3 protein-coding genes are annotated in these 3,780 nt (G+C 44.5%); 2 read left to right on the top strand and 1 reads right to left on the bottom strand.

What is annotated here, in order from left to right; all coding sequences use genetic code 11:
- Positions 1-793 (bottom strand): MATE family efflux transporter (locus WMO25_RS16045; protein WP_349086160.1); only part of this gene is annotated, 793 nt, incomplete at its 3' end.
- A gap of 398 nt (positions 794-1,191) precedes the next feature.
- Here WMO25_RS16045 and WMO25_RS16040 point away from each other — a divergent pair.
- Positions 1,192-2,223: a D-alanine--D-alanine ligase family protein gene (locus tag WMO25_RS16040; RefSeq protein ID WP_349086158.1), complete on the top strand. Its 1,032-nt coding sequence runs from the start codon at positions 1,192-1,194 to the stop codon at positions 2,221-2,223.
- Positions 2,224-2,246: 23 nt separating this feature from the next.
- Complete coding sequence (locus WMO25_RS16035) at positions 2,247-3,617, top strand: UDP-N-acetylmuramoyl-tripeptide--D-alanyl-D-alanine ligase (protein ID WP_117527276.1); 1,371 nt, start codon at positions 2,247-2,249, stop codon at positions 3,615-3,617.
- Positions 3,618-3,780 lie beyond the last annotated feature (163 nt).

The following is a 3,780-nucleotide window of genomic DNA, read 5'->3' as shown; positions in this document are numbered from 1 at the left end:
GGGCAATCAGCATGGAACAGCATGAAAATAGCATATCCTGCAGAGAAAGCGGAAGGCCGATGCGTATAATCTGTGTATAATACTGAAATGGCCTTGGTTCCGTCAGTTTCAGCCCACGGTAAAGAGGGTGTCGTTTCCTGATGGCAAAGATAAACAGGATAAAGACAAACATCTGGGCAAAAACAGTAGCAACAGCGGCACCGGCCACGCCCAGAGCCGGGAAAGGGCCAATGCCGAAGATCAGCAGCGGGTCCGCGATGACATTGCTGACAAGACCGCATGTATTCATGATAAACGGTGTCCGGCTGTCCCCATAGACATTGAAAGATGACGTGAAAATCTGGTTCATAAAGGTAAATATAACCAGGCCGCAGGTAATGCGGAGATACAATACAGCATCATGGATGACTGCCGGACTGCTCAGATGAAAAAAGCCGATCAGTGAGTGCGCCAGAATATTTATACCAATGCCGAAAAACAGGGCAAATACGATGCCAAGCTGTAGGGCAGCACCGAGATAGCGGCGTGCATCATCGTCGTCACCGGCGCCGAGGCAGTGACCAATCTTCACCTGACCGCCCATCTTGGCCATCATGACCAGTCCATTGGAAAACCAGGTAAACATACCGGCTACGCCGACACCGGCCACTGCGCCGCTGCCAAGACGGCCAATCCAGATCATGTCGATGAAATTGTAGGCCATCTGTATAAAATAAGTCATGACAATGGGCACTGCTAAAATGCAGAGTGAGCGCATGATTTTGCCATGGAGTAAATCAATTGTTTTGGTCATAAATCCTCCTAGATTTCGAATCTGCCAGCAGGATGGCAGATATTGTAGTCTGTCGTAAGTTTAGAGAACAGAAAGGGATATATTTTAAACATTATCAGTGATTCTCTTAAATCTTAGTCGCCAAATACTATGGTAACATATTTGGAAATTTGTGTAAACTGAGAAAAAGCAAGTATAAAAATTGCTCATGGCAGAAAATTCAGTCAAAGGGCCGCTTTACAAGGCAAGGCTGGCGATGTATAATGTGCAAGAGGCTAACTTAGTTATTAAATGCAAAAAAAAATAAATGGATTTTAATAATAATATTGTTGTGATGCACCAGACAGATGCAAATTTCTCATTTTTCTGAAATATTGAAGAAATTTGCTCATGCCGGTAGATTCAGAAAGGAATTTAAAATGAAAATCGTAGTTTTAGCAGGTGGAATCAGTACGGAACGAGATGTTTCTCTTGTATCGGGAATGGGTATTTATAAAGCATTAAAGAGCAAAGGTCATCAGGTCATGCTTTTGGATGTATTTCTGGGTTATGCGAATGAGGACTGGAAGAATGTGTTTGAAAAGGATGTAGACTGGACAGCTTCTGTAGGCGCTATTAAGGATCAGAATCCGGATATTGATGCAGTGAAGGCACTTCGTCCGGATTGGAAGAAGAATTTCTTCGGCCCGCATGTCATTGACATCTGTCAGCAGGCGGATGTTGTCTTTATGGCACTGCATGGTGAGAATGGCGAGAACGGAAAGATTCAGGCATGTTTTGATCTGAATGGTATCCGTTATACTGGCACGGATTATGTAAGTTCAGCAATCTGCATGAATAAAGCTATTTCTAAAGATTTGTTTGCAGCAGGCGGTGTGCCGACACCTGTTGGCATTCGATTGAAGAAAGGGGAAACACCGGATGTAAAGGTGCCTTATCCTTGTGTTGTGAAGGCTTGCTGCGGCGGTTCCAGTGTCGGTGTTGTTATGGCGAATAATGATGAAGAATATGCGGCAGCACTTGAAGAAGCGTTTAAATACGATGATGAAGTCGTTATTGAACAGTATATCAGGGGTCGTGAATTTTCTGTAGGTGTTGTAGATGGTAAAGCGTATCCGATCATTGAGATTGCACCGATCCATGGCTTCTATGATTATAAGAATAAGTATCAGGCGGGATCGACGATTGAAACATGTCCGGCAGAACTCAGTGAAGAGAAGACACTGGCCATGCAGGCGGCAGCAGAGCAGGCTTTCAAGGTACTGCGTCTGAAGAATTACGCACGTATGGATTTTATGATGGATGAAAAGGGAGATTTTTACTGTCTGGAAGCCAATACACTGCCGGGTATGACACCAACGTCACTTCTGCCTCAGGAGGCAAAAGTGCTGGGCATTGAATATGCGGATCTTTGCCAGTTATTGATTGATATTTCCATGAGAGATGAATAACAGGAAGGAAACGGTATAAATTGATGAAAAATATGACTTTAGAGAATATTGCAGCTGCATGCGGCGGCCAGATTTATTATATGCGCGAAGATCTGGCACAGGAAACGGCAAAAGGTGTTGTTATCGATTCAAGGCAGATTGAACCGGGCTATATTTTTGTGGCAACAAAAGGTGAACGCGTGGATGGCCATCGTTTTATTCCCGACGTATTTGCAAAGGGTGCGCTGGCAGTTATCTGTGAAGTATTGCCGGAAGAGGACCTGGGACCGTGTATCCTTGTGGAAGACAGTTTTATGGCTCTGAAGCAGGCTGCTGCTTTTTATCGTCAGCAGCTGAATATCCGGGTGGTGGGTATCACCGGCAGTGTGGGTAAGACCAGTACAAAAGAATTCATTGCAGCCGTTCTTGCTGAGAAGTATAAAGTACATAAAACAGCCGGCAACTATAATAATGAAGTCGGTCTGCCGCTGACGATTTTCGGGATTCAGGATGATGACCAGATTGCGGTTCTTGAGATGGGAATCAATACATTTGGTGAAATGCATCGTCTCAGTGAAGTGGCCAGACCGGATATCTGTGTGATGACGAATATCGGGCAGTGTCATCTGGAAAATCTTATTGACAGAGATGGCATTCTTCGGGCAAAATCCGAGATTTTTGACTTCATGAATCCGGAAGGAACAGTGATTGTCAATGGGGATGATGATAAGCTGGCAACAATTCATGACGTTTACGGCAAAGCACCGATAACTTTTGGTATGAACAAAGATAATGCCATCTGGGCAGATCATATTGAAAATCGTGGATTGCTGGGAAGCCGTGCGGATATTCATATGGGGGATGTGCTGGTGCATGCCAATATCCCTCTGCCGGGTGAGCATATGATCTACAATGCTATGGCAGCAGCGGCAGTGGGAGTTCAGTTTGATATGACGAAGGAAGAAATCACGGCGGGCATCAGCCATGTTGAGGCTGTTGCAGGGCGCAGCCATCTGATTGAGGCCGGAGATAAAGTTGTCATTGATGACTGCTATAATGCAAATCCGGTATCCATGAAAGCAGCGATCGATCTGCTTGCGACGGCACCGGGACGCAAGGTGGCTATTCTCGGTGATATGTTTGAGCTTGGAGAGAATGAGAGGGCCATGCATCGTGAAGTCGGGCAGTATGCGGCCGAGAAGGGCATTGATCTGATTCTCTGTGTGGGTGGACTTTCCTCTGAGATGTATGAGGGGGCTGCTGAAAAAGGCGGAGAAGCCAGACATTTCGAGATAAGAGAAGCTCTTGAAGCGGTTCTTCAGGATCTTCTTCAGCCGGGTGATACTGTTCTTGTAAAGGCTTCTCACAGTATGGCTTTTGAAAATATTGTGCAAAATATACAGGAGAACGAATAAATTTTGTTTGAAGTGTTCATAGTAAGCCTGAGAAATAGTTTGCATGTTTGTTAATTTTTTAATTATTGCGGAATGCATTGCAATCTGCCAAAAAAGTGATAAATTATATATGTGAGATTGTCAAAAGACAAATTTAGGAGGAATATATATCATGAGCAAGAAT

This window comes from Coprococcus intestinihominis (assembly GCF_040096555.1).
Taxonomy (GTDB): Bacteria; Bacillota; Clostridia; order Lachnospirales; family Lachnospiraceae; genus Coprococcus_A; species Coprococcus_A intestinihominis.
The sequence above is the reverse complement of the archived record's forward strand: the minus strand, read 5'-3'. Positions and strand labels throughout refer to the sequence as shown.